Annotated in this window: 21 protein-coding genes; 8 read left to right on the top strand and 13 right to left on the bottom strand. The window is 61.7% G+C overall.

Features of this window, described 5'->3' with window-relative positions; all coding sequences use genetic code 11:
- Position 1 precedes the first annotated feature (1 nt).
- The 6 genes from BM216_RS18595 to BM216_RS18570 all read right to left on the bottom strand — a co-directional run bounded on the left by BM216_RS18595 (position 2) and on the right by BM216_RS18570 (position 6,564).
- Complete coding sequence (locus BM216_RS18595; RefSeq protein ID WP_093000692.1) at positions 2–1,246, bottom strand: cysteine desulfurase; 1,245 nt, start codon at positions 1,244–1,246, stop codon at positions 2–4.
- A gap of 211 nt (positions 1,247–1,457) precedes the next feature.
- Positions 1,458–2,741: a Fe-S cluster assembly protein SufD gene (sufD, locus tag BM216_RS18590; RefSeq protein ID WP_093000691.1), complete on the bottom strand. Its 1,284-nt coding sequence runs from the start codon at positions 2,739–2,741 to the stop codon at positions 1,458–1,460.
- 19 nt (positions 2,742–2,760) lie between these two features.
- On the bottom strand, positions 2,761–3,516 hold the full coding sequence (sufC, locus tag BM216_RS18585) for a Fe-S cluster assembly ATPase SufC (protein WP_093000690.1): 756 nt from the start codon (positions 3,514–3,516) through the stop codon (positions 2,761–2,763).
- 39 nt (positions 3,517–3,555) lie between these two features.
- A complete protein-coding gene (locus BM216_RS18580) occupies positions 3,556–3,780 on the bottom strand; it encodes a hypothetical protein (protein WP_093000689.1) in 225 nt (74 codons plus the stop codon).
- On the bottom strand, positions 3,780–5,249 hold the full coding sequence (gene sufB, locus BM216_RS18575) for a Fe-S cluster assembly protein SufB (RefSeq protein WP_093000753.1): 1,470 nt from the start codon (positions 5,247–5,249) through the stop codon (positions 3,780–3,782). The genes BM216_RS18580 and sufB overlap by 1 nt, the downstream gene beginning before the upstream one ends.
- A 148-nt stretch (positions 5,250–5,397) precedes the next feature.
- Positions 5,398–6,564: a cysteine desulfurase family protein gene (locus BM216_RS18570; RefSeq protein ID WP_093000688.1), complete on the bottom strand. Its 1,167-nt coding sequence runs from the start codon at positions 6,562–6,564 to the stop codon at positions 5,398–5,400.
- 236 nt (positions 6,565–6,800) lie between these two features.
- Here BM216_RS18570 and BM216_RS18565 point away from each other — a divergent pair, with 236 nt between their 5' ends.
- From BM216_RS18565 to BM216_RS18550, 4 genes are all read left to right on the top strand, one after another.
- A complete protein-coding gene (locus tag BM216_RS18565) occupies positions 6,801–7,478 on the top strand; it encodes an alpha/beta hydrolase (protein ID WP_093000687.1) in 678 nt (225 codons plus the stop codon).
- A 112-nt stretch (positions 7,479–7,590) separates the two neighbouring features.
- Positions 7,591–7,995: a hypothetical protein gene (locus BM216_RS18560; protein ID WP_143102796.1), complete on the top strand. Its 405-nt coding sequence runs from the start codon at positions 7,591–7,593 to the stop codon at positions 7,993–7,995.
- A gap of 82 nt (positions 7,996–8,077) precedes the next feature.
- Complete coding sequence (secD, locus tag BM216_RS18555; RefSeq protein ID WP_093000685.1) at positions 8,078–10,609, top strand: protein translocase subunit SecD; 2,532 nt, start codon at positions 8,078–8,080, stop codon at positions 10,607–10,609.
- Positions 10,610–10,692: 83 nt separating this feature from the next.
- Positions 10,693–11,130 carry a YqaA family protein gene (locus BM216_RS18550; RefSeq protein WP_093000684.1) on the top strand — a complete coding sequence of 146 codons (438 nt, stop codon included), beginning with the start codon at positions 10,693–10,695 and terminating at the stop codon, positions 11,128–11,130.
- On the opposite strand, the gene BM216_RS18545 is transcribed toward BM216_RS18550, so the two are convergent.
- Positions 11,111–11,779 carry a class I SAM-dependent methyltransferase gene (locus BM216_RS18545; RefSeq protein WP_244530226.1) on the bottom strand — a complete coding sequence of 223 codons (669 nt, stop codon included), beginning with the start codon at positions 11,777–11,779 and terminating at the stop codon, positions 11,111–11,113. The genes BM216_RS18550 and BM216_RS18545 overlap by 20 nt on opposite strands.
- Before the next feature lie 183 nt (positions 11,780–11,962).
- Here BM216_RS18545 and BM216_RS18540 point away from each other — a divergent pair, with 183 nt between their 5' ends.
- Complete coding sequence (locus BM216_RS18540; RefSeq protein WP_093000683.1) at positions 11,963–13,333, top strand: APC family permease; 1,371 nt, start codon at positions 11,963–11,965, stop codon at positions 13,331–13,333.
- 7 nt (positions 13,334–13,340) lie between these two features.
- Here the strand turns inward: BM216_RS18540 and BM216_RS18535 are convergent, their stop codons facing one another.
- Positions 13,341–14,036 carry an HAD-IA family hydrolase gene (locus tag BM216_RS18535; RefSeq protein ID WP_280141688.1) on the bottom strand — a complete coding sequence of 232 codons (696 nt, stop codon included), beginning with the start codon at positions 14,034–14,036 and terminating at the stop codon, positions 13,341–13,343.
- Positions 14,037–14,173: 137 nt separating this feature from the next.
- Here BM216_RS18535 and BM216_RS18530 point away from each other — a divergent pair, with 137 nt between their 5' ends.
- Positions 14,174–14,944, top strand: a complete 771-nt coding sequence (locus BM216_RS18530; RefSeq protein WP_177230832.1) for an SDR family NAD(P)-dependent oxidoreductase — start codon at positions 14,174–14,176, stop codon at positions 14,942–14,944.
- 51 nt (positions 14,945–14,995) lie between these two features.
- Here the strand turns inward: BM216_RS18530 and BM216_RS18525 are convergent, their stop codons facing one another.
- The 3 genes from BM216_RS18525 to BM216_RS18515 all read right to left on the bottom strand — a co-directional run bounded on the left by BM216_RS18525 (position 14,996) and on the right by BM216_RS18515 (position 20,545).
- Complete coding sequence (locus tag BM216_RS18525) at positions 14,996–18,178, bottom strand: efflux RND transporter permease subunit (RefSeq protein ID WP_093000681.1); 3,183 nt, start codon at positions 18,176–18,178, stop codon at positions 14,996–14,998.
- A gap of 137 nt (positions 18,179–18,315) precedes the next feature.
- Positions 18,316–19,500 carry an efflux RND transporter periplasmic adaptor subunit gene (locus BM216_RS18520; RefSeq protein ID WP_093000680.1) on the bottom strand — a complete coding sequence of 395 codons (1,185 nt, stop codon included), beginning with the start codon at positions 19,498–19,500 and terminating at the stop codon, positions 18,316–18,318.
- Between the two features lie 247 nt (positions 19,501–19,747).
- Entirely contained in the window at positions 19,748–20,545 is a 798-nt protein-coding gene (locus BM216_RS18515; RefSeq protein WP_093000679.1) for an alpha/beta hydrolase fold domain-containing protein, read from the bottom strand.
- 139 nt (positions 20,546–20,684) lie between these two features.
- Here BM216_RS18515 and BM216_RS18510 point away from each other — a divergent pair, with 139 nt between their 5' ends.
- On the top strand, positions 20,685–21,620 hold the full coding sequence (locus BM216_RS18510; RefSeq protein ID WP_093000678.1) for a LysR family transcriptional regulator: 936 nt from the start codon (positions 20,685–20,687) through the stop codon (positions 21,618–21,620).
- Positions 21,621–21,645: 25 nt separating this feature from the next.
- Here BM216_RS18510 and BM216_RS18505 read toward each other — a convergent pair whose 3' ends face one another.
- The gene (locus tag BM216_RS18505; protein ID WP_093000677.1) at positions 21,646–22,386 is read right to left on the bottom strand and encodes a BA14K family protein; all 741 of its coding nucleotides are present in this window, start codon (positions 22,384–22,386) and stop codon (positions 21,646–21,648) included.
- A gap of 271 nt (positions 22,387–22,657) precedes the next feature.
- Between BM216_RS18505 and BM216_RS18500 the strand changes: the two genes are divergently transcribed.
- The gene (locus BM216_RS18500; RefSeq protein WP_093000676.1) at positions 22,658–24,034 is read left to right on the top strand and encodes an aminotransferase-like domain-containing protein; all 1,377 of its coding nucleotides are present in this window, start codon (positions 22,658–22,660) and stop codon (positions 24,032–24,034) included.
- On the opposite strand, the gene BM216_RS18495 is transcribed toward BM216_RS18500, so the two are convergent.
- Positions 24,029–24,898 (bottom strand): metallophosphoesterase family protein, encoded by an 870-nt coding sequence (locus BM216_RS18495; RefSeq protein ID WP_093000675.1) that lies wholly within the window; start codon positions 24,896–24,898, stop codon positions 24,029–24,031. The genes BM216_RS18500 and BM216_RS18495 overlap by 6 nt on opposite strands.
- Positions 24,899–24,995: the final 97 nt, after the last annotated feature.

The following is a 24,995-nucleotide window of genomic DNA, read 5'->3' as shown; positions in this document are numbered from 1 at the left end:
CTCAGGCAAAGAAGTTGCGCGCATAGTCCAGCGCGTCAGCCAAAGCGTCCACTTCGGCACGGGTATTATACATGCCGAACGATGCCCGGCATGTGGAGGTGACGCCAAAGCGTTTCAAGAGCGGCATGGCGCAATGGGTGCCGGCCCGAACCGCGACGCCGCGGCGGTCGATGACCATCGAAACGTCATGGGCGTGGATGCCCGCAAGTTCGAAGGAGAAGATCGCGCCCTTGCCCGGCGCGTTGCCGATGATACGGAGCGAATTGATCGCCTGAAGACGTTCGGTGGCATAGGCGGTCAGATCCGCTTCATGGGCGGCGATCGCGGCACGGCCGACCTTGTCCATATAGTCGAGTGCGTAGCCTAGTCCGATTGCCTGAACGATCGGCGGCGTGCCGGCTTCGAAGCGATGCGGCGGGTCGTTATAGGTGACGATATCCTCGGCCACCTCGATGATCATCTCGCCGCCGCCCTGGAAGGGACGCATCTCCTTCAGGCGATCCATCTTGCCGTAAAGGACGCCGATGCCGGACGGACCATAGAGCTTGTGGCCGGTCATGACGAACCAGTCGCAATCGATATCCCTGACGTCGATCGGCATGTGCACAGCGCTCTGGCTGCCGTCGACGAGGACGGGAATGCCGCGCTCATGGGCAATGCGGCAGATGTCCTTGACCGGCACGACGGTGCCGAGCGCATTCGACATATGGGTGACGGCGACCATCTTGGTCTTCTCCGTCAGCGCACCCACGAAATCCTCGATATGGAAGGCGCCGTTGTCATCGACAGGCACCCAGGTGATCTTGGCGCCCTGGCGCTCGCGGATGAAATGCCAGGGCACGATGTTGGAGTGGTGCTCCATGATCGTGATGACGATCTCGTCGCCCTCGCCGATATGCGGCATGCCATAACCATAGGCGACCGTGTTGATCGCAGCCGTGGAATTGCTGGTGAAGACGATCTCGTCCACCGAGCCGGCATTGAGGAAGCGACGCACTTTTTCACGCGCTGCCTCGTAGGCGTCGGTCGCGGCATTGGAGAGGAAGTGAAGGCCGCGATGCACATTGGCGTATTCGTTGGAATAAGCATGGCTGATCGCGTCTATCACGGCCTGCGGCTTCTGCGCCGAGGCTCCGTTGTCCAGATACACGAGCGGCTTGTTGCCGTGCACCATGGTCGACAGGATCGGAAAATCCCGCCTTATGGCGTCAACGTCATAGGCGGCTAATGGTGTCTTCTGGTCCATATGAGACCCTCTTTCTAACGCCTTTGGGCGGAAGCCCGTAAAGATCGCAGTACGCGGAGACAGTCACAGTATCCACTGCGTCATCCTCGGCCTTGTGCCGAGGATCTATTCACGTTGCGACCTGATCGACGGTCGTAGATGCTCGGGAGATCCTCGGGTCAAGCCCCAGGACGAGCATGACGGAGGAGTTTACGCCCCTCCGTCACTCACATCAGGCGTGCTTTTCGAGCCAGGTCGAGATCACGTCTTCCAGCGCCTCGACCAGATTTTCCTCTTCCAGTTCCTCGACGATCTCGGCGACGAAGGCGTTGACCAGCATGGCGCGCGCCTTGTTCTCCGGCACGCCGCGGGCCATCAGGTAGAAGAGATGGTTGCGGTCGGTATCGGCCACGGTGGCGCCATGGCCGCAGATGACGTCGTCGGCGAAGATTTCCAGTTCCGGCTTGACCGAGAAATCGGCGTCGTCGGACATGAGCAGCGTGTTGCACGCCATCTTCGCGTCGGTCTTCTGGGCGTCCGGCGCGACCTTGATCATGCCCTGGAACACGCCGCTTGCCTTGTCGAACACGACGTTGCGGAAGGTTTCCGTCGAATTGGTGTGCGGCACGTTGTGGCCGAGTACCAGCGTCACGTCCGTATGGCTGTCGCCGCCGAGCAGGTTGACGCCGCGCAGCGTCAGTTCGGCGCCCTCGCCCTGAACCTCGATGCGAAGCTCCTGACGCACCAGCTTGCCGCCGGCATTGACGACATAAAGACGAAGCTTTGACTCGGCACCGAGCGTGACACGGATCTGGCCGAGATGCGTGTCCATCGGGCCCTGCTGCTGCAGGATGATCCAGGTGATGTCCGCACCGTCTTCGAGCGCGATATCGCTGACGGACGAGACAAGTGCGGCATCCTCGGTCACCGCCAGGTGACGCTCAACGATCGTCGCCTTGGAACCGGCACCGAAAGAGACCGGGAAGCGCGTGTGGATCTGGCCGGCGCCATGCAGCGCCTGCAGTTCGATCGGTGCTTCGATCTCGGCATTGGCCGCAACCGCCAGCGCCAGACCGTCGCGGACGAAACTGCCGTTGAGGCGGCCGATCGCGTCGTCCTTGTCGAGTGCGGTGAGGCCCTTGACAGCAGAGCCGTCGGCGAGCTGATCGCGATATGCAGTGACGGTGACGTCGTCGATCGATGCGCTCGCATCGGCTTCACCCTGCAGGACAGCAAGAACCTTGGATCCCTTGACCAGTGCATCGACGGAGTCGCCGGCGCCGCCGGTAACGCGCTCCGGTACGGAGCGGAACAGGTTCTTCAGGTCCGTATAGTGCCAGGATTCGATCCGACGGGTCGGAAGGCCGGCCTTTTTCAGGTCGTCGAGCAGTCTATCGCGGGTGCCGGTGACGGCGCCGTCGCCGGGCAGTTCGCCGATCTGGGCGGCGAAAGCCTCGACGAGCGCCGTTTCAGCGGCCGTGAGCCTGCTGGCGGGCTGGTTTGCTTGGATGTTCATGCCAAAATCCTTCCCGGTCTCAGGCCGCAGTCCCGATCACGTCGGCATAGCCGTTGGCTTCCAGTTCCTGGGCCAGTTCCTTGTCACCCGAACGGATGATCTGGCCCTTGTAGAGAACATGGACGGTATCCGGCACGATGTAGTCGAGCAGGCGCTGGTAGTGGGTGATGACAATCACGGCGCGATCCGGCGAGCGCAGCGCGTTGACGCCATCTGCAACGATCTTCAGGGCGTCGATGTCGAGGCCGGAATCGGTCTCGTCGAGAACGCAGAGCGTAGGCTCGAGCAGCGCCATCTGCAGGATTTCGGCGCGCTTCTTCTCACCGCCGGAGAAGCCGACATTGAGCGGACGGCGCAGCATGGCCTGGTCGATTTTCAAGCCGTCGGCAGCTTCCTTGACGCGGCGCATGAAGTCCGGCGTCGTCAGTTCTTCCTCGCCGCGCGCCTTGCGCTGTTGGTCCATGGCGACCTTGAGGAACTGCATGGTGGCGACGCCCGGGATTTCGACCGGGTACTGGAAGGCGAGGAAGATGCCCTTGGAGGCGCGTTCGGCCGGATCGAGCTCAAGAATACTCTCGCCGTTATAGGTGATGTCACCCTCGGTGACTTCATAGTCCTCGCGGCCAGACAGGATGTAGGACAGCGTCGACTTGCCGGAGCCGTTCGGGCCCATGATGGCTGCGATCTCGCCCGGCTTCACGGTCAGGTTCAGGCCGCGAATGATCTCGGTGCCGTCTTCGGCGATGCGGGCGTGCAGGTTCTTGATCTCAAGCATTTCGTTTTCCTCTGAATGTTCGTCTTGCGGCGGGCGAGCTCAATCGTCGCTCAGCTCAAGCCGCTTCTCTATGCGATCCATGCGGACCTTGAGTTCCGCAATGTCTCCGTCCTGGTTGATCTCATGGGTCATGAACCCCGCCATATGCTGTTTCATCGACCGCATTTCACTGCGGATCCCGCGTATCTCGTCGTTGATCGACGCGATGTCGGCGCGCATGACACGCAGATGCTCCAGAATGAGGTTCTCGACCTTTTCGTTCATTACCCCACGCTACCCTCTAGCGAGATGCCGATCAGCTTCTGGGCTTCGACGGCAAATTCCATCGGCAGCTGCTGGATGACGTCCTTGACGAAGCCGTTAACGATCAGCGCGATCGCCTCTTCTTCCGGGATGCCGCGCTGCATGGCGTAGAACTTCTGGTCGTCGGAGATCTTCGAGGTAGTTGCCTCGTGTTCGATCTGCGCCGACTGGTTCTTCGCCTCGATATAAGGCACCGTATGCGCACCGCACTTGTCGCCGATCAGGAGCGAGTCGCAGTTGGTGAAGTTGCGGGCGTTTTCCGCCCGGCGATTGATCGACACCTGACCGCGATAGGTGTTCTGCGACACGCCGGCGGAAATGCCCTTGGAGATGATGCGGCTCGACGTGTTCTTGCCGAGATGGATCATCTTGGTGCCGCTGTCGATCTGCTGGTGACCGTTCGACACGGCGATCGAATAGAACTCGCCGCGGCTGTCGTCGCCGCGCAGGATGCAGGACGGGTATTTCCAGGTGATCGCTGAACCGGTTTCGACCTGGGTCCAGGAGATCTTGGAGCGGTGACCGCGGCAATCGCCACGCTTGGTGACGAAGTTGTAGATGCCGCCCTTGCCTTCCTTGTCGCCCGGGAACCAGTTCTGGACGGTGGAATACTTGATCTCGGCATCATCCAGCGCAACCAGTTCGACGACGGCAGCGTGAAGCTGGTTTTCGTCGCGCTGAGGCGCGGTGCAGCCTTCGAGGTAGGACACGTAGGCGCCTTCCTCGGCGATGATCAGCGTGCGTTCGAACTGGCCGGTGTTCTTCTCGTTGATACGGAAGTAGGTGGACAGCTCCATCGGGCAGCGGACGCCCTTCGGTACGAACACGAAGGAGCCGTCGGTGAAGACCGCCGCATTCAGCGTCGCATAGTAGTTGTCGGTCGTCGGAACCACCGAGCCGAGATACTGCTTGATCAGTTCGGGATGCTCGCGAATGGCTTCCGAGATCGACATGAAGATCACGCCGGCCTTCTGCAGCTCCTTCTTGAAGGTCGTGACGACCGAGACCGAATCGAAGACGGCGTCGACGGCGACCTTGGAGGTCTGCACGCCGGCGAGAATTTCCTGCTCGCGCAGCGGAATGCCGAGCTTCTCATAGGTCTTCAACAGTTCCGGGTCGACTTCATCCAACGACACAGGGCCCGTGATGTTCTTCGGCGCGGCGTAATAATAAATATCGTTGAAGTCGATCTTCGGATAATCGACGCGCGCCCAGGTCGGCTCTTCCATGGTCAGCCAACGCTTATAGGCGTCGAGACGCCATTCCAGCATCCAGTCCGGCTCCTGCTTCTTGGCCGAAATGAAGCGAATGATGTCTTCCGAAAGGCCCTTGGGCGCCTTGTCCACTTCGATGAATGTCTCGAAGCCATACTTGTACTGATCGATATCGATCCCACGGACCTGATCGATCGTTTCCTGGACAGCAGGCATCTTTAAAACTCCCTGTGTTGCCGGTTCAAATTCCGGCAATTCCGTCATTCGAGCGGGGAAAACAATGCCTCCCCCATGTAGGCGCCAAAAGGCGGTTTTCACACCTCTTGGCAAGCGGAAATTTGCCATTCCGCAAATTTGGCGCCGCTTAAGCGGCCTGGCCCGGCGCCTTTCGGCGCATGGCAATTTTTCCGAAGGCGGTGATCGCCTTTTCTATATCCGCTTCCGTCGTATCCGGGCCGAGCGAGATGCGCAGCGCACCGACATCCGGATCACGCCCCATCGCCGTCAGCACATGGCTCTGGCCGACCTTGCCGGACGAGCAGGCGGAGCCCGCCGAGAGTGCGACGCCTTCCAGATCGAAAGCGATCTGGCCGGTCTCTCCCTTCAATCCCGGGAGGGTGAAAAAGCTGGTATTGGCGACCCGCGTCACCTCGTCGCCATAAATGACGACGTCGGGGGCGACATCCTTCATCGACCGCTCCAGGCGATCGCGCAGAGCACCGATTCGTTCGATGCGCGCCTCGATATTCTGAGACATCACTTCAGCAGCTGCGCCGAAGCCTATGATCGCATGAAAATTTTCCGTCCCAGAGCGATGGCCCTTTTCCTGTCCGCCGCCACGGATGAGGGGCTTCGGCATGAGCACCTCTCCGCGCGAAATCAGGGCGCCGACGCCCTTGGGACCACCGATCTTGTGAGAGGAGATGATCAGGAAATCCGCATCCAGAGCACTGATATCGAGCAGCAAGCGGCCGGCAGCCTGAACTGCGTCGACAACCATCAGCCCGCGATATTTATGCGCAAGCGCCGCCGCTTCCGCGACCGGCTGGACTATACCGGTTTCATTGTTGACGAGCATGACCGCCACCATCGGCATTCCGGATGCGTGGTCATGACGAGCGAGCAGATCTTCCAAAGCGGACAGATCGAGCGTTCCGGCTGATGTCACCGGCACTTCGGTCACATTTTCGGCAGAAAAGCGTCCGCCTTCGCGGATTGCCGGATGCTCGATCGCGGAGACGTAAAGATGCCAGATCGCGATGGGCGCACGTCCCATGCGGTAGTCCGGCGTCAGAACGTGGTTGGCAGCTTCCGTCGCACCGCTGGTAAAGGTCACATGCGCAGGTTCGGCGCCGACGAGGGCGGCGACCTGACGTCGCGCCTTTTCCACGCCGGTGCGGGCCGAGCGTCCCTCTGCATGGACGGAAGACGCATTGCCCGGCAGCGCCAGCGCATCGAGCATGGCAATGCGAGCCGGCTCTGACAAAGGAGCAGTCGCATTCCAGTCCAGATATGTTCGCTGCAACGCCATTGCCTGATCGCGCTTTCGTTCCAAATTAGCACATCATCAAAGGCAAGCCGCCCCAAGCCGCATTTTCCTTGAAATTTCGACCGGGCTTGCCTTAAGAGACTTCGCAACGGGCAATGCGTCTGCTTGCCCAATTTCGAATGGTTCTAAACTGAGTTCTAGAAAAGCTGAGCGAGTTCGTCAAGTCAAACCCGACGTGATGAACAGGTTGGAACCGGACACGATTGACCGGAGTACCGATGCCCGAAGTGATTTTCAACGGCCCAGCCGGCCGCCTGGAAGGACGCTACCAGCCGTCCAAGGAAAAGAGCGCCCCGATCGCCATCATCCTGCACCCGCACCCTCAGTTCGGCGGCACGATGAACAACCAGATCGTCTACCAGCTCTTCTACATGTTCCAGAAGCGCGGTTTCACGACACTGCGGTTCAACTTCCGCGGCATCGGGCGTAGCCAGGGCGAATTCGACCACGGCGCGGGCGAACTTTCGGATGCGGCATCGGCGCTCGACTGGGTGCAGAGCCTGCATCCCGATTCGAAGAGCTGTTGGGTCGCCGGCTATTCGTTCGGCGCCTGGATAGGCATGCAGCTTCTGATGCGCCGTCCGGAAATCGAAGGCTTCATGTCGATTGCGCCGCAGCCGAACACCTACGACTTCTCCTTCCTCGCCCCCTGCCCGTCCTCCGGACTGATCATCAACGGCGATTCAGACAAGGTTGCGCCCGAAAAGGACGTGAACGGCCTCGTCGAAAAGCTGAAGACGCAGAAGGGCATTCTCATCACGCACAAGACCGTGGAGAACGCCAACCACTTCTTCAACGGCCAGGTTGAGACGCTGATGGGCGAATGCGAGGACTATCTCGACCGTCGCCTTAATGGCGAACTGGTGCCGGAACCCGCTGCAAAGCGGATCCGCTAAGCCCCTCGCGCCTCTTTGATGGCCCGTTTTGTTGACCCGGATGACGCTCTCCTTTAGAAGGCGGCGTCATCCGAGGACAATTCGGACACTCTAATATCCGGAGTCGATGCGGATGGCGGTATTGCCGCTACCAAGACGGAAAAAGGGCCACCGCGCGCAGAGCGATCTCGCGCGCGTGCCAGTTCTTGCCGCAGCATTCCTCATCGCCCTCTTCGGCCTTCTCGCCGGCGCTCCGCGCAATCTGGATCTCGCCGCTGCAGCACGCCCGATCGACGATCGCTCCGACAGATCACCGACGCTCACAAAACGTGACGGCCTGCGCGCCGTCACCATTGCCGAACGCAAGGACAATTCCGGCGGCCATATCGCCACCGATGACGGCCTGCCGCCTCCGGCATTCTTCGAAATTGCGACGCATCACTATGCGGCCGCCCGGGCTCTCGACTATCGGCGCCCGTCCATCAAGCGCATCAACTGGCCGGGCGCCCTGCCCCGTGCCCCACCGCTTGTCGCCTGATTAAGGCATGTGTTGCCTGGCAGCATGAAATTTGACGGCCTTACGATCCGAGCATCGGTCGGGGCCTAACAGGATTTGAACAATGAGAAATTCACCGTGGCTGGTGGGGACCTATGTCTTCATCATCATCATCGGCATACTGGTCGCCCTGCCGAACGTGCTTCCGCAGTCGGTACTCGACCGCGTGCCGTCCTGGCTCCCGCACAGCCGGGTCTCGCTCGGTCTCGACCTGAGGGGCGGTTCGCACCTCGTGCTTGAAGTCGATCGGGCCGACCTGATCAACGAGCGCATCCAGAGCCTGACCCAGGACACCCGACGCGTCCTGCGCGACAAGAACATCAATACGTCGGCAATCCGCCGCGCAGGCGATGCCATCCTCGTCACGCTGCGTGACGGTACCCAGCGCGACGCGGCCGTTACCGAACTGCAGACGCTGGCCAATCCGGTCGGCTTCGGCACCGTCGGCGGAACCGATCTCTCGATCACCACGCCAAGCGAGAATTCCATCTCGATCGCGCAGACCGAGGCCGGCATCGACGCCCATATCACTGCGGCGGTCGAGCAGAGCCTCGAGATCATCCGCCAGCGCGTCGACCAGGTCGGCGTTGCCGAACCGACGATCCAGCGCGTCGGCTCTGACCGCGTCCTCGTCCAGCTGCCCGGCGAGCAGGATCCGTCCCGCCTTCGCCAGCTTCTCGGTTCGACCGCGAAGATGAGCTTCCACCTGCTCGGCAATCCGGGCGAACCGGGCGTCACCATGATCCCCGACGAGCGTGGCCAGGAATATCCGGTTCTCGACCGCGTCGAACTTTCCGGCGACCGTCTGACGGATGCCCGCGCCGCCTTCGAACAGCAGACCCAGCGGCCGATCGTCTCGTTCCGCTTCGACAGCGCCGGTGCGACACGTTTCGCGCAGATCACCACCGCAAATGTCGGCCGTCCTTTCGCCATCGTCCTCGACAACAAGGTGCTCAGCGCCCCAGTCATTCAGACGCCGATCACCCAGGGCTCCGGGCAGATCTCCGGCGACTTCACGCCTCAGCAGACCTCGACGCTGGCCGCCCTGCTGCGCGCAGGCTCGCTGCCGGCCAAGCTCACCGTCATCGAAGAACGCACCGTCGGCGCCGACCTCGGGTCCGACGCCATCGAGATGGGCATCTTCACCGGCTTCATCGGCTTCGTGCTCGTCGTCGGCTTCATGTTCTTCCTCTATGGCTTCTGGGGCATTCTCGCCAACACGGCACTGCTCATCAACGTCATCCTGACATTCGCAGGCCTGACGCTGATCGGATCGACACTGACTCTACCCGGCATTGCCGGTGTCGTGCTCGGTATCGGCCTTGCCGTCGACGCAAACGTTCTCATCAACGAGCGCATCAAGGAAGAAACCCGCAAGGGCAAGAGCGCCTTTGCCGCAATCGATGCGGGCTTCGCCCGTGCCTATTCGACCATCGTCGACTCCAACGTCACCGCCCTCATCGCCACCGTGCTGCTCTTCTGGTTCGGCTCCGGCCCGGTTCGCGGCTTTGCCGTGACCATGGGCCTTGGCATCATGATCTCGATGTTCACCGCCGTTTCGGTCGTGCGCGTCGCCATGATCGCGATCACCGCCCGCCGCAAGCTGAAGAAGATCGAGATCAAGCCGCTTCTGCCGATCAATCTGGTTCCGGACGGCACGAAGATCCGTTTCATGCGTGGCCGCTTCGTCGGTATCGGCGTCTCGGTCATCCTGTCGATCGCTTCCGTCTTCCTGTTCTTCAAGCCTGGCCTGAACTACGGCGTCGATTTCCGCGGCGGCATCCAGATGGAAGTCGTCACCCAGAACGAAGCCGATCTTGCGGCCTTCCGTTCCGGTCTCAGCGAACTCGGCTTCGGCGAAGTCGGCCTGCAGGAATTCGGTGCGCATAATCGCGTTCTCGTGCGCGTCGAGCGTCAGGAAGGCGGCGAAGAGGCGCAGACCGTTGCCGTCGAAAGACTGAAGACAGAGGTCACCAAGATCGATCCGACCGCCAAGGTGGAACGCACCGAAGTCGTCGGCCCGAAGGTTTCGGGAGAACTGGCGATTGCCGGCTTCCTCTCGCTCTTCCTGGCCTCCATCGCGATGATGATCTACATCTGGGTCCGCTTCGAATGGCCGTTCGCGGTCGGAGCGATCGTGACGCTGATCCTCGACATCACCAAGACCGTCGGTTTCTTCGCGATCACCGGGCTGGACTTCAACCTGACCGCCATCGCGGCCGTGCTGACGCTCGTCGGCTACTCGGTCAACGACAAGGTCGTCGTCTATGACCGCATGCGCGAAAACATGCGCATCTACAAGAAGATGCCGCTGCGTGACCTGATCGACCTGTCGATCAACGAAACGCTGGCACGAAGCCTCTACACCTCGGCAACGGCATTCCTCTGCATGCTGCCGATGGCGATCTGGGGCGGCAGCGCCGTGTCGAGCTTCGCCATCCCGATGGTGTTCGGCATCGCGGTCGCAGCTCTCTCGTCGGTCTTCATCGCTGCTCCGATCCTGCTCTTCCTCGGCGACTGGCGCACCCGTCACCAGGCACAGAAGCCGGCGGAAGATGCGGTGGCAGACGACACCAAGGGCATCAGCAAGGCCTGAGGCACGCTGACAGACACATAGAAAAAGGGCGGATCTTTTCCGCCCTTTTTTGTGATGTTTCATGGAGAAAGATACCCGGATCGATGTTCGATTTCGCAGCCTATGCCGGGCTTTTCTCGGCGGCCTTCATCGCAGCGACGCTGTTTCCGATGCAATCGGAGGCAATCCTGGTCGGGCTGATCCTCACCGGGGACTATTCGGTAGCGGCGCTGCTGCTGACGGCTTCGGTCGGCAATACGCTTGGCGCGGCGGTGAACTGGCTGCTCGGGCGCGGCGTCGAGCGGTTCAAGGATAAGCGATGGTTTCCGGTCAAGCCGCATCAGCTCGAGCGCGCGCAGCGCTGGTATGGCCGCTACGGCAAGTGGTCGCTGCTCCTGAGCTGGTTGCCGATAGGCGGGGATGCGCTGACGGTTGCGGCCGGCGTGATGCGCGAGCCGCTGCCGACATTTCTGGCACTGGTCTTTGTCGGCAAGGGGCTGCGCTACGTGGTGCTCGCCTGGATCACTCTGAACCTGAGCTGAAATCGAACGGACGTCGCCGCGAAATCCGGTAGACGGCGGCAGGCGGAATGTTGCGAACGGTTCCGCCGACGCGCACGGCCTTCAGCCCGAGCCTGTCGAGAATGCGGCGCGGCACCGGGCATCGCGGGCCATAGGTGAACTGGTAAAGCGAGGCGCCGGGACGCAGATAAGCGAATACGCCCGCAAGGATCGCCGTCTGCTTGCGCGGCGACATGGACAGAAGCGGAAGACCGCTGACGGCGGCACCGGCCACCTGTCCCTCGAATACGTTGGCCTTGCGAAGCCTGGAGGCGTCCATGCGCATCACGCGTGCCTTGGGGAAACGGCGCGTCAGGGCGGGCATGAACTCCTCGCCATATTCGATCAGCGTCAGATCTTGTTCGGCCACACCATTGGCCAGAAGCGCTCGTGTAAAGACACCGGTTCCCGGCCCAAGTTCGATGACCTTGCCCGCATCGCTACCGATTTCGCGGGTGATCAGCCTTGCCAGCGTTTCTCCGGAAGCGGCAACAGCCCCGACGCGAAGCGGGTTGCTCGCCCAGGATCGGAGGAAATGCCAGACGTCGGATCTGCCCGTGTCGGCCGCCGCGATGAGATCAGGACCATCGGCCAAGGCGGCAGTTTCACAATTGGAGCAGAACCAGCGCATAGATAACTCTCCGTCTCGAAGGGCAGCGAGCGACAGGTGGTGCGCCTGTGCGCCGAACACAATGGCAGGACCTAATTGTTGCAAAATAATGGCAGCGCGCCGGTAAACGCCCGTTACAACTGGAACAATTGAGGCCTTGCCGCCATTGATGCGTTCAATATGTGCGCATGTGGAGGAGCCGCAATGGAGAAGACGATCGATCCGGCCAAGCTTGGGGACGAGAAGGAAGGCGAGCTGAAACGGGTCATGGGACCCGGCCTGCTGCTTCTCTTCATCGTCGGCGATATTCTCGGGACCGGCATCTACGCGCTCACCGGTCAGGTCGCAGCCGAAGTCGGCGGCGTTGTCTGGCTGCCGTTCCTGATTGCCTTCATCGTCGCACTGCTGACCGCCTGCAGCTATCTGGAACTGGTAACGAAATATCCGCAGGCCGCGGGCGCAGCTCTCTACACTCACAAGGCCTTCGGCATCCATTTCGTGACATTCCTGGTCGCTTTCGCCGTCATGTCCTCGGGCATTACTTCGGCCGCCACCGCGTCGCGCGCCTTTGCCGCCAATTTCTCCACGTCACTCGGCCTCGATTTCGGTGCCTGGGGCGTGCCGCTGATTGCGGTCGGCTTCATTGCGCTGGTTGCCGCCATCAATTTCCGTGGGGTCGGCGAAAGCGTGAAGATGAACGTGGTTCTGACCATGGTCGAGCTCACGGGTCTGCTGATCATCATCGGTATCGGCTTCTGGGCCATCATGGGCGGCCAGGGCGATGTCTCGCGCGCCTGGACCTTCACCACGCCGGAAGGCAGCGGCACCTTCTGGCCGGTGATCGCGGCGACCACCCTCGCCTTCTTCGCCATGGTCGGCTTCGAGGACTCGGTCAACATGGCAGAGGAATGCAAGAAGCCGAGCAAGATCTTTCCCAAGGTCCTGTTGGGCGGTCTGCTGATCACCGGCGTAATCTACATCCTGGTGGCCATCTCGGCGATCACGCTGGTCCCGGCCAATGAACTGGGCGAAGGCGAAACACCGCTTCTGAAGGTCATCCAGGCCGGTGCGCCGGGTTTCCCGATCGGCATCTTCGCCGTGATCACCATGTTTGCCGTTGCCAATTCGGCGTTGATCAACATGATGATGGCAAGCCGCCTGCTTTACGGCATGGCCCGCCAGAACGTGCTGCCGGACGTGCTTGGCAAGGTGCATTCCGGCCGCCGCACGCCGTATGTCGCGATCATCTTCACGTCACTGCTGGCAGTAGCGCTGATCGTTTTTGCGGGCGGTGTAAAGGAGCTTGGCGGCACGACGGCACTGCTGCTGCTCTGCGTCTTTGCCATCGTCAACGTCGCCGTGCTGATCCTGCGCAAGGACAAGGTCGAGCACAAACATTTCCGCACGCCGACGATCCTGCCGGTGCTCGGTGCGCTCTCCTGCGCCTTCCTGACCGGGCCGTGGACCGGTCGCGATCCGGTGCAGTATGTGATCGCCGGCGCGCTGATCGTGCTTGGTACCGTGCTCTGGTTCGCGACGGTACAATTCATGAAGAGCGCAAACCAGCCAGCCTAACGCGCTGCTATTTGCTGCGGATCGACAAACGGCCGTCATCGCCCACGTGGGCGGCGACGGTCTGGTAATCGGCCATCCGGTACTGGCCGCCGTCGATCGGATGGCTGTGGGTCGCGGTGATGACCATGACCTCGGCACCTGCCGCCTCACCTGCCCTGATACCGGCAACGACATCCTCAAAAACAAGAACATCTTCCGGCTTTGCGCCCAGACGCTCGGCCCCGAGACGGTAACCCTGGGGATTGGGCTTGCCGATCGTCACGTCTTCGGCAGAGACCAGATATTTCGGGATGGGGATGCCGGCGGCCGCGAGCCGTGCCTTGGCAAGCTCCAGCGGCGACGATGTGACGATCGCCCAGCGCTCCTGCGGCAGGCTTGCCAGGAATTCGGCCGCGCCGCCGAGGGCAACCACGCCTTCGACATCCTCGATCTCACCCTGCAGGATCTTTTCAGCCTCAACGACCGGATCGACGCCGGGAAGGGCGAGATCCGTGATCGTGTCGATCCCGCGGCGGCCATGCATGGTCGGCAGAAAAGCTTCGACGTCCAGCCCCTTCTCGGCAGCCCAGCGCCCCCAGACGCGTTCGGCAGCGGCGGTCGAGGTCAGGATCGTGCCGTCCATGTCGAACAGGAAGGCGGCATAGTCCTTTGTCGGCAGGACTGGGGTTGGCAGGACAGAGCTTGCGGAAGACGAAGACGACAAGGGAGATCCTCTCGGAACGAGTGGCAAAGGCAGGTGTGCATGACTACCCCGCAATATCAGCAGGCGCAAACCTTCGAGTGACTTTTTCACCGGTGACAATAAGTTCGAAAGCCGAAATGGAGCGTTGGGAGGAGCATTTGACATATCCATCCGTACGGCACGCCGATCTTGAAGATACAGGCGTGCTCATCACCGGCGGAGGTTCCGGCATCGGTGCCGATCTCGTCGAAGGATTCGCCAGGCAGGGGGCCAAGGTCGCATTCATCGATATCGCGGAAGAGCCGAGCCGGGCACTGGTCGAAAGACTGGCAGCAGGCAACGTTCATGCACCGCGCTTCTTCCGTGCCGATCTCTCCGACGTCGCAGAGGCTCAAACAGCCGTAAGGGACGCGGCCGCAGCCCTCGGATCACTGACCGTGCTGATCAACAATGCGGGCTGGGACGACCGGCATGATCTGGAGGATGTGACGGAAGACTATTGGGACAGGAGCCAGGCGATCAACCTGAAGCAGATGTTCTTCGTTTCGCAGGCCGCAGCCCCCTTCATGAAGAAGGAAGGCCGTGGCGCGATCGTCAACTTCTCGTCGATTTCCTACCTGCTCAACATGGGAGGGATGCCGGCCTATACGACGGCCAAAGCTGGGATCATCGGGTTGACGAAAAGCCTCGCGGGCGCTCTCGGACCGGATGGGATCAGGGCCAATGCAATCCTGCCGGGAATGATCGTCACGGAGCGGCAAAAGCGCCTTTGGCTGAGCGATGAAGGCATGGCGGCGATGATCGACCGGCAGTGCCTGAAGCGGAATCTCGACGGAACCGACCTCGTGGGCCCATGCCTGTTCCTTGCCTCAAACGCCTCCGCCGCCATGACAGCTCAGACGCTGGTCATCGACGGCGGTGCATTATGAGATGAAGAAAAGTGCCGCGCGGGCCGGGAAACACCCGCGCGGCATTGCGCCCTATTCCGCTGGAGAGAGAGCGGGCGCAACCTCGCTGCCGTGATGCACGAGCGGGCGGTTGCCCGTCAGCAATCGCGCCAGCAAGTAGAAGACGGGCGTCATGAAGATGCCGAAGAAGGTGACGCCGATCATGCCGGAGAAGACGGCGACGCCCATTGCGGCACGCATCTCGGCACCGGCACCGGTCGAGATGACCAGCGGCACAACGCCCATGATGAAGGCCATCGACGTCATCAGGATCGGACGCAGACGCAGGCGGCTGGCTTCCACCGCAGCCTCGAAGGGCTTGCGGCCGGCAAGTTCCAGCTCTCGGGCGAATTCGACGATCAGGATCGCGTTCTTCGCCGATAGCCCCACCAACACCACCAACCCGATCTGGGTGAAGATGTTGTTGTCACCTCCCGTCAGCCAGACACCGGTCAAAGCCGCCAGCACGCCCATCGGCACGATCATGATGATCGCGATCGGCAGTGTCAGGCTTTCATACTGGGCGGCGAGCACGAGGTAGACCAGCAGCAGGGCCAGCGGGAAGACGATGATGCTCGAATTGCCCGCAAGGATCTGCTGATAGGTCAGGTCGGTCCATTCGAATTCGACACCGGACGGCAGGGTCTCGGCCAGGATCTTGGTGATCGCAGCCTCAGCTTGACCGGAGGAGAAACCCGGTGCCGGCGCTCCACTGATGTCCGACGACAGGAAGCCGTTGTAACGGGTCGTCCGCTCAGGGCCTGCCGAGGCATCGACCTTGAGGAGCGCCGATAGCGGGATCATCTCGCCAGACTGCGAACGAACCTTCAGATTGCCGATATCCTCGGCCTTGGCTCGATACTGCGCATCCGCCTGGACACGGACGCTGTAGGTGCGGCCGAAGGCGTTGAAATCGTTCACGTAGAGCGATCCCAGATAGATCTGCAGCGTTTCGAAGACGTCGGTAACGGAGACGCCCAGCTGTTCGGCGCGGGCACGATCCAGATCCGCATAGAGCTGCGGCACGTTGATCTGGAAGCTGGAGAAGACACCCGTCAGCTCCGGAGCCGTGGCGGCCTTCGCCATGACAGCCTTGGTGGCTTCATCGAGCGTCTTGTATCCGTAGCCGGCACGGTCCTCGATCTGCAGCTTGAAGCCGCCCGTCGTGCCGAGGCCGTTGACCGGCGGCGGCGGGAACATGGCGATGAAGGCATCCTGGATGCCGGCATATTTCTGGTTCAGCGCCATGGCGATGGCACCACCCGAAAGCTCCGGCGTCTTGCGGTTTTCAAAGTCATCCAGAACCGCAAAGACGATGCCGGAGTTGGAGCCGATTGTGAAGCCGTTGATCGACAGGCCCGGGAAGGCAATCGCATGTTCGACGCCCGGCTGTTCCAGCGCGATATCGCTCATGCGCTTGATGACGTCTTCCGTCCGGTCGAGCGTTGCACCGTCAGGCAACTGTGCGAAGCCGATCAGGTACTGCTTGTCCTGCGCCGGCACGAAACCGCCCGGCACCATGTTGAACATGCCGTAGGTCGCGCCGACCAGAGCCAGGTAGATCACCATGACGATGCTCTTGCGCGACAGCAGCCCGCCGACGCCGCGGCCATAGCCGTTTGCGGCGGCCCCGAAACCACGGTTGAAGCCACGGAAGAACCAGCCGAGTACCTTGTCCATGCCGCGGGTCAGCCAGTCCTTCGGAGCATGATGGTCCTTCAGGAGAAGAGCCGCAAGCGCCGGCGACAGCGTCAGCGAGTTGATCGCGGAAATGACCGTCGAGATGGCGATCGTCAACGCGAACTGGCGATAGAACTGGCCCGACAGGCCGGAGATGAAGGCGAGCGGCACGAAGACGGCCACCAGCACGAGCGCGATGGCGACGATCGGGCCTGAGACTTCTTTCATTGCACGATAAGTCGCGTCACGCGGCGAGAGCCCGTTCTCGATATTTCGCTCGACGTTCTCCACCACCACGATCGCATCGTCGACGACGATACCGATCGCCAGCACGAGGCCGAACAATGTCAGCGCGTTGATCGAGAAGCCGAAGGCATACATGACCGCGAACGTGCCGATGACCGAGACCGGAACCGCGATCAGCGGAATGATCGAGGCGCGCCACGTCTGCAGGAAGATGATGACGACGAGAACGACGAGCGCGACGGCTTCCAGAAGCGTATCGACGACCTTTTCGATCGACGACCGGACGAACTTCGTCGTGTCATAGACGATCTCGTATTTCACGCCTTCCGGCATGGCCTTCTGCAGCTCGTCCATGGTCGAGACGACTTCGTCGGCGATCTCGATCGCGTTCGAGCCGGGTGCCTGGAGAACCGGGATTGCGACGGCAGGCTCGCCGTCGAGAAGCGAACGCAGCGAATAGTCAGCTGCTCCGAGTTCGATGCGGGCCACGTCGCGCAGGCGGGTGATTTCGCCGTTGGCGCCGGTCTTGACGATGATGTTGCCGAATTCCTCCGGCGTCGTCAGGCGGCCCTGAGCATTGACGTTCAGCTGCAGGTCGACGCCGGGCACCGACGGCGAAGCGCCGATGATACCGGCAGCTGCCTGCACGTTCTGGGCACGCACCGCGTTGGTGATGTCGCTGGCGGCCAGCGAAAGCGCCGCCGCCTTCTGCGGGTCGATCCAGACGCGCATGGAATAGTCACCGGCGCCGAAGATCTGCACCTGGCCGACACCTTCGATACGGGCGAGCCTGTCCTTGATGTTCAAGGTCGCGTAGTTGCGCAGGTATGTCAGGTCATAGCGGTCGTTGCTCGAGACGAGGTTGACCACCATGATGAAGTCCGGCGAGCTTTTCACCGTCGTGATGCCGAGCGCGCGTACTTCTTCCGGCAATCTCGGCTCGGCCTGCGACACCCGGTTCTGCACCAGCTGCTGCGCCTTGTCGGGATCGGTACCCAGCTTGAAGGTTACGGTCAGCGTCATCACGCCGTCGGACGTCGCCTGGCTGGACATGTAGAGCATGTCCTCGACGCCGTTGATCTGCTCTTCCAGAGGCGTCGCGACGGTCTCGGCGATGACGGTCGGGTTGGCGCCCGGATAGGTGGCCTTGACCACCACCGACGGCGGCACGACGTTGGGATATTCCGAGATCGGCAATGCGCGCAGACCAAGCAGGCCGGCGACGACGATCAGAACGGACAGGACACCCGCAAACACGGGTCTGTCGATAAAGAAACGGGATATGTTCATCTTGAAGCCCTCTCTCCTGGGCAAAATCCAACGGGCAACAGCCCTCTTGCGCCCGCGGCACAAGGCCACGGGCGAACATCAGTGATTTCCATTGAGGCCGGTTCCCGGCCGGCTAATCAGTCAAAAGTCGGCCAATCTTACTTGGCGGCGACCTTCGCTTCGTCTTGCGGGTCGACCACGGCGCCGGGGCGGACACGCTGCAAACCGTTGACGATGACGCGGTCGCCGGGATTCAGTCCCTTTTCGACGATCCGCATGCCGTCAACCGCCTCGCCAAGGTCGACCGGGCGATAGGTGACCTTGTTGGCGTCATCGACGACCAGGACGAACTTCTTGTCCTGGTCGTTGCCGAGGGCGCGTTCGCTCACCAGCATGCGGCTCATCGGCTCAGGCTCACCCATTCGCACACGGACGAACTGGCCCGGAATCATGCGGCCACCCGGATTGTCGAATACCGCCCTCACCCGGATCGTGCCGGTTCCGGCATTGACCTGGTTGTCGATGAGCTGGAGATGCCCCTTGATGAGCGCCGACCCCGAAGCGAGCGTTGCGATCTCGACAGGCACATGCTCGATCGCCGGCTGGCCGTTGTCGAGCGGAAGCTCGGCGAGCGTACGGGTGACGAGCTCTTCACTGGCGTCGAAGCTCGCATAGATCGGATCAGAAGATACCAGCGTGGTCAGAGGCGCCGATGAGGAGCCCGCGGCCACCAGATTGCCGATGGTGACTTCGATCCTGCCGACACGACCGGCAATCGGTGCCCGGATTTCGGTGTAGCCGAGGTTGAGTTCAGCCACCCTCAGGCCGGCCTTGGCCGACTGCAGGTTTGCGACTGCTTCGCGCTGATTGCTCTGGCGCTGGGACAGATCGCTCTGCGGGATGGTGTTGCGGGCAAGAAGAGTGCGGCCACGCTCGAGTTCCGTCTCGGCATATTCGAGCTTGGCCTCCGCGGAAGCAACCAGGCCCTGGGCTTCGGCAAGAGCCGCCTTGAAGGGCTCCGGATCGATCGTCACGAGGAGATCACCGGCCTTGACCAATCCGCCTTCACGGAAATGCACCGATTGCACGGCGCCGGCCACTCTGGTGCGCACATCGACCCGGTCGACGGCTTCGAGTCGGCCGGAAAATTCCTGCCAGGTCGCGACGCTGCGCGGCTGGATGATGGCGACGGTCACGGGAATTGCAGCCGGGGCAGCCGCTTCCGGCGAGGAAGCCGCATTGGCGCCTTGCGGCAGATCCAGATAGATCCCTGCGCCCACGATGAGCACAGACGTAGCCAGGCCGGCGCCCCACAGGGCCCAGCGGTTAGATTTCGCAGTCATGTTGTTCTCTCCTGGCGGTCTATCGCCCGCCGATTGGCTCAATTCAGAAACGCAATATGCTCAAACGCATTGTTGGCAGTGGTTCGCCGGGGAAGACCGAGTGAAGCTGCCGCACCTGCGGATGCCTTTTACCGCCCCGTCTTCCCGAATCCCCGTCAAACTTTCTCATCACAGACCATACAACTGCTCCCTGTGAACTGGTTATGATCCTGTAGTTGCAGATGTATCCGACTTCGAAGCCTTCGTATTACAATCGTAACCCGGCCACGAATTCCCTGAATTCCGAACAGAGAGAGGGCAGCCATCTGCCGACACCCTGACGGTAGACATCCGTCCAGCCGCATTCGGCCGAAAAGATGCGCTGGCGCACCGCCACGCCGGATTCCCGCAGGCGGTTTGCATATCCGACAACCTCGTCGCGTAGCGGATCGTCTTCAGACGTCACCACGAGTGCAGGCGCCAGGCCGGACAATCTCGAGCATAGGCACGGCGCAGCATAGGGATGCTGCATCACACAGGCGGTGCCGAGATAACGGCTCCAGCCGTCCGACCACTTTTCGCGCATGCCGATCTCGTCCGCCCGGCGAATCGAAGCCGATGTCATCAGCGGGTCGATCATCGGCGAGAGCAGCACCTGGCCGGCAAGCTGCCCGGGCATCTGGTCCCTCGCCTTCAGCGCGGCACCGGCGGCCACATTGCCACCGGCTTCATCGCCGGCAATCAGAAGGAGCGACTTGCCGCTGCCGAACTGCTTCAACTTGGCATTCAGCCCGTAAAGGGCCATGAAGGCGCATTCCATCGCCTTTGGAAAGACATTCTGCGACACACGGCCGTAGTCGGCCTCGACGACCACGGCACCGGCATCCTCAAATGCCTGCACGACAGGCGACTGCGTGACGCCCTGACCTGGATCCTGGAACGCATCGCCCTTGAGGTAGAGGACGACAGGCGGCTTGGCATCCTGAACATGCGCGCGATGGATGCGCACGGGTATCGCGGCCTTCCATGGCCCGTCGATCTCCAGTGTTTCCCAGCGCAGCGCCATTACAAAAACTTTCCGTTCCGCCACAGGTCTTGCGGCAAATTCTGATTCAGATATTATTGTTCGGGATCGCAAGCGCAATACGCTCCGATCGGCAACACTTTTCCATTTTTCGGGACAATCGCATCGCAAGGAGCTTGCCATGGACCAGTTGTCGGCAATGCGGGTATTCGTCAGGGTCGTGGAGACGGGCAATTTCACCCGGGCTGCAACGACGCTGAACATCCCCAAGACAACCGTGACAAACATGGTGCAGGCGCTGGAAGCGCACCTGCATACGACGCTGCTCAACCGCACGACGCGGCGGGTCATGGTGACCACCGATGGCGCTCTCTATTACGAGCGCGCCATCCAGATCCTGGGCGAGATCGCCGAACTCGACGGCAGCATGTCCAACTCTCAGACCCAGCCCAGCGGGCGGGTGCGCGTCGAGATGGCAGGCGCCTTCGCCGACCTCATCATCATCCCGCATCTGTGCGAGTTTCACGAACGTTATCCGCAGATCAAGCTCGATATCGGTGTCGGCGACCGGCTGGTGGACTACATCGCCGAGAACGTCGATTGCGCACTGCGCGGCGGCACGCCGACGGACCAGTCGCTGATAGCCAGGAAGGTGGGCGAAATCGGCATGCAGGCCTATGCCGCGCCGCGATATCTGGAAAAATTTGGCGAGCCGGCACATCCGGAGGAAATCAGGGGCGACCATTTCTGTGTCGGCTATCTGCAGGCGCCGTCAGGACGAATCATGCCGATGAATTTCAAGAGAGGCGATGAAGAGATCGAGATCGACCCGAACTATGTCATCTCCGTCAACGATGCCCGCTCCTATCTCGACGCCGCCATGGCGGGCATCGGGATTGCACAGGTGCCGCGGTTCATGGCGAAGGAGCCGGTCGAGAAAGGCAGGCTTGTGCCGATACTGTCCGATTGGACCTGTGAATCATTTCCGCTCTACATCGTCTATCCGCAGACCCGGCACCTCAGCAACAAGGTGCGCGTCGTCGTCGATTGGCTCGCCAAGCGCGTCCAAACGCTCAAGGTAGAAGAGAACAGACAGGCGATGCGGGAGGCCAGCTAGGAGGCTCCCCCGCCGGAGCCGAGCCTCAGCCATAAGGCGAAGAGCATACCCTGCGGGGACCGCCTTCGAACGGCTGGTAACTGTTGTCGTCCACGCGGTAGGAGCGATAGCGCGCGTAGCACCATTCCTCATGGGCGCCGACGGGCGCGGATGATGCATGCTCTGCGGGCACGCGCGCAGCCGACTGCTGACCCTGGCCCGTTGCGTAAGTCACGCTCCCGGCCTCTACGCCCATCTTCTGGTTATAGGCATCGCCGGAAGCATTGGCCTGCGCGTCCTCGGCCATCGGCGTCCATGGCGACTGGCACTGCTGCCTCGGACCTCCGCCATAGGGCTGATAGCTGTTATCTTCCGGCGTGTAGGACCGGTAACGGTCATAACACCATTCCGCATGCGCAGGGTCCGTCACGGCAGCGGGCGGCATGTCATCGCGCAGAAGAGCAGCCGTCTGCATCCCGTCGACGGATCCGTTGTCTGCGCCCTGATCAATAGCATTTCCATCATCACCGCTGCGCGCGGCGACGTCCTGCTTCGTGGATTCGACCGCCGGCAGCGAGGCAATGGCAGGCGCTGCCGCGATCCTTTCATAGCTCTGCCTTGAAGGGTCGATTACGACCGGCTCCGACGTCCAGAGGTCAGGCGTATCGAGATGGGCAAAGCGATGAGGCTCCGGCTCCGCGATCAGGTAGGCGGTGACCGCCATGCCGGCGCAGAAGATGACAACAGCAAAAACAAGGGTGGTCAGAAGTAGCAATATCGCGCGCACGATCGAGGTACCTGCAGTTGGCTGGATTTATCCAACAAAATGCGCAGCTGGCGATCGAGTTCCCTCATAAACGCAAGCACTTGTCGATCCTCGGAAACGTGACGGACAGATCGCAAACTGCACCAAGACGAGGTTACACGAGCGGAAAGAACCGAATGGCTGGGAATTCTCGTGGCGATGGCGCAACCGTCATCCTGCTGAAACATCCCGGGACTAGTCAAACCTGTCATCCTCAGTCTCCCAATGGCTGAATACCGCGGAGGGGCATTGGATGCAGTTTCAGCTCGATCGCGACGCCTCCCTGCCTCTGGCCGAGCAGATTGCCCGATCCATAGAGACCCGCATCCTGAGTGGCGCCTATAAGCCGGGCCAGCGCCTGCCGTCGACACGTCAGCTCAGCCAGGAACTCGGCGTCTCCCGCAGCACCGTGTCTGACGCTTTCGACATGCTGATGGCCGAGGGCCTGATCATCGGTGTCACCGGCTCGGGTACATTCGTCAATTCCGTCCGTTATCTCGAACAGCGCCGTGCCCTGCCGGGGCGCGTCACGCCGATCGCGGAACTGCCCGCCGCGCCGCGCGCCGTCGTCAACGCACTCGCCTGGGGCCCGACGCTCGACTATTTCCCTTTCGACGTCTGGCAAAGGATCGGCACGGAACAGGCCGCGCGGATGCGCGAACTGATGAGCGAAGGCGATCCCGCCGGCTTCGCCCCACTGCGGGAGCAGATTGCCGCCTACCTGAAGCGCCGCCGCGCGCTCGTTTGCCACCCCGATCAGATCATCGTCACCTCAGGCATGACCCAGGGGCTTGATCTCGTCGCGCGCACGCTTCTGCGCACCGGCGATGTGGCGCTGATGGAAGATCCCGCTGAACTGCGCATACGCACCACCCTAACGCTTGCCGGGGCCAACGTCGTTCCACTGCCGGTGGACGGAGAAGGCTTGCGGATCGACACGGCGCCCGAGCGCTTTCGGCTCGTTCACCTGTCGCCTGTCCGCCAGTTTCCGTCCGGGTCGATGCTGAGCGATGCCCGCGAGCGGGATATTCAACAGCGCGCCGAGGCGAACGATGCCTATGTTGTGGAGATGGACAACACCGCACTGCTGCCCGAGCCGCGGCCACCCATCTTCGCCGACGAGGCGAGCCGCGACCGCACCATCTACCTCTCCACATGGAGCTGGACGATGTTCCGCTCGCTGCGGATCGGCTATATCGTCGCCCAGCCCGCGATGATCGACCGACTGGTCGCCACCCGCGCGGCGATGGATTTCCGCCCGCCGCTGATCGAGCAATACATGCTGGAACAGTTCATGCGGGAGGGACATCTCGACCGTTATATCGACAGGATGCGCGCCGTTCTGGCGGTGCGCCGGCAGTCGCTGGTCGGCTCTTGGCCGGATGACATGCCGGCCGCAGTGCAGCTGTCTCCCGAACCGGGCGGGCTCGGTCACATGCTGATGCTTCCCGATGGCATGGATGTCGAGCGGCTTTTACGCCAATCGGCTGCGCGCGGACTGGAACCACGCAACATCTCGCCCTGGTACGCCGACCCGCAGCGCCGCGCGCTGCTGCTCGGCTTCGCCTATGCCGGCGAGTTCACCACCATCAAGGGCATGCGGGATCTCGCCGACATCCTCCGCTCATAGGGCGGCAGCGGCCATGGCCTTCCGGCGCATCTCGTGAAAATTGCCGTGCGGCTGCGGCCAACGCTGTGCCGTCGATGCGGCATCGACCTCGAAACCGAAGCGCTGCCGGCCGAAGGCTGACCAGCGCACCATGTCGCCGAGATCGAGTACGCCCCAGGCCTCCGCCGCTTCCGGCATTGTCGTGAAGGTCTCTGTCAGCGATTGCAGCGTCACATGGGGTATGCCGTCGACGAAGGTGAGCGTATTCCAATGGACATGGCCGGATATGCAGATGACCGGCACCTTCGCCGCGCGAACCACGGCTTGGATCTCGGCCGTTTCCGGATAGCGTGCGATATGCGGATTGTTCTCGAAATAATAATTGCTGGTCTGCGACTGGCCGGAGAGCGGCACATGCGTGGCGATCACGGTCGGCTTTAAAAGGGCCTTCATCTGCGCGGCCAGCCATTCGAGATCGCCATCCGCGAGCCTGAAGGTCGAATGCGTTTCTAGCCTGTGGATATGGGTATCGGCCCGCCACAGGATGACCTGCCACTCGCCGAGATCAACGATCTGGTGCCCGAGGCTCTGACCGAGGATCTGCTCGTTGTCGGCGACCTCCAGAAAGTCGCGATCGTGATTGCCGTTAAGGTGAAACACCGGCACGTCGATCGCCTTGAACGCTTCGGCGACCTGGCGCTCCAGCAGCAGATCCCGCTCGCGGTTTTCGTCCGAGATGCGGTCACCGAGATCGATGACGATGTCCGGTCGCTCCTGACGCACGAAATCCGCGAACCTGGCGAGCAAGGGCAGGCCGAGCGAGCTCTTCTTGGTCATCACGTCCCGCCCGTGATGAATATCGGCGATAAAAGCAATCCTGGTCATCCGCATCTCCTGAAACACTTTCGGCACCGACATTAACGCCGCGCCGATGGCCGATCGAAGAGCCACTTCGGTGACCCGGTCATGCCAGTTGTCACAT

The sequence above is a fragment of the Rhizobium sp. NFR07 genome, assembly GCF_900111905.1.
In the GTDB taxonomy this organism is placed as follows: domain Bacteria; phylum Pseudomonadota; class Alphaproteobacteria; order Rhizobiales; family Rhizobiaceae; genus Neorhizobium.
The sequence above is the reverse complement of the archived record's forward strand: the minus strand, read 5'-3'. Positions and strand labels throughout refer to the sequence as shown.

Excerpts from the sequence above, each read along its gene's own strand:
- BM216_RS18595 (WP_093000692.1), bottom strand. The coding sequence starts at position 1,246 with ATGGACCAGAAGACACCATTAGCCGCCTATGACGTTGACGCCATAAGG.
- sufD (WP_093000691.1), bottom strand. The coding sequence starts at position 2,741 with ATGAACATCCAAGCAAACCAGCCCGCCAGCAGGCTCACGGCCGCTGAA.
- sufC (WP_093000690.1), bottom strand. The coding sequence starts at position 3,516 with ATGCTTGAGATCAAGAACCTGCACGCCCGCATCGCCGAAGACGGCACC.
- BM216_RS18580 (WP_093000689.1), bottom strand. The coding sequence starts at position 3,780 with ATGAACGAAAAGGTCGAGAACCTCATTCTGGAGCATCTGCGTGTCATG.
- sufB (WP_093000753.1), bottom strand. The coding sequence starts at position 5,249 with ATGCCTGCTGTCCAGGAAACGATCGATCAGGTCCGTGGGATCGATATC.
- BM216_RS18570 (WP_093000688.1), bottom strand. The coding sequence starts at position 6,564 with ATGGCGTTGCAGCGAACATATCTGGACTGGAATGCGACTGCTCCTTTG.
- BM216_RS18565 (WP_093000687.1), top strand. The coding sequence starts at position 6,801 with ATGCCCGAAGTGATTTTCAACGGCCCAGCCGGCCGCCTGGAAGGACGC.
- BM216_RS18560 (WP_143102796.1), top strand. The coding sequence starts at position 7,591 with ATGGCGGTATTGCCGCTACCAAGACGGAAAAAGGGCCACCGCGCGCAG.
- secD (WP_093000685.1), top strand. The coding sequence starts at position 8,078 with ATGAGAAATTCACCGTGGCTGGTGGGGACCTATGTCTTCATCATCATC.
- BM216_RS18550 (WP_093000684.1), top strand. The coding sequence starts at position 10,693 with ATGTTCGATTTCGCAGCCTATGCCGGGCTTTTCTCGGCGGCCTTCATC.
- BM216_RS18545 (WP_244530226.1), bottom strand. The coding sequence starts at position 11,779 with ATGCGCTGGTTCTGCTCCAATTGTGAAACTGCCGCCTTGGCCGATGGT.
- BM216_RS18540 (WP_093000683.1), top strand. The coding sequence starts at position 11,963 with ATGGAGAAGACGATCGATCCGGCCAAGCTTGGGGACGAGAAGGAAGGC.
- BM216_RS18525 (WP_093000681.1), bottom strand. The coding sequence starts at position 18,178 with ATGAACATATCCCGTTTCTTTATCGACAGACCCGTGTTTGCGGGTGTC.
- BM216_RS18520 (WP_093000680.1), bottom strand. The coding sequence starts at position 19,500 with ATGACTGCGAAATCTAACCGCTGGGCCCTGTGGGGCGCCGGCCTGGCT.
- BM216_RS18515 (WP_093000679.1), bottom strand. The coding sequence starts at position 20,545 with ATGGCGCTGCGCTGGGAAACACTGGAGATCGACGGGCCATGGAAGGCC.
- BM216_RS18510 (WP_093000678.1), top strand. The coding sequence starts at position 20,685 with ATGGACCAGTTGTCGGCAATGCGGGTATTCGTCAGGGTCGTGGAGACG.
- BM216_RS18500 (WP_093000676.1), top strand. The coding sequence starts at position 22,658 with ATGCAGTTTCAGCTCGATCGCGACGCCTCCCTGCCTCTGGCCGAGCAG.
- BM216_RS18495 (WP_093000675.1), bottom strand. The coding sequence starts at position 24,898 with ATGACCAGGATTGCTTTTATCGCCGATATTCATCACGGGCGGGACGTG.